At 57.6% G+C, this 290-nt stretch carries 1 pseudogene; it reads left to right on the top strand.

Going from position 1 to position 290, the window contains the following annotated elements:
• Positions 1-290 (top strand): annotated as a pseudogene (locus EN852_RS39635) (N-methylproline demethylase); the annotation flags it as partial.

Here is a 290-nt window from a genome sequence, read left to right on the forward strand (position 1 = left end):
GTTTTTGAAGCAGCCAACGATCCGGGCGGGCAGATCCGTCTTACAGCACAAAGTGCCCGCCGCAAGGAGATGATCAGTATCATCGATTGGCGTATGGCCCAATGCCACAAGCTCGGTGTCACCTTCCGCTTCAACACTTGGGCCGAAGCCGCCACCATCGAGGCGGAGAATCCGGACGTCGTGATCGTCGCCACGGGTGGCCTGCCCAATACCGAAGTTCTGATGAAGGGCAATGAGTTCGTGGTTTCGTCATGGGACATCATCTCCGGCGACGTCAAGCCAGGCACAAA

This window comes from Mesorhizobium sp. M2E.F.Ca.ET.209.01.1.1 (assembly GCF_004010375.2).
Lineage (GTDB): Bacteria > Pseudomonadota > Alphaproteobacteria > Rhizobiales > Rhizobiaceae > Mesorhizobium.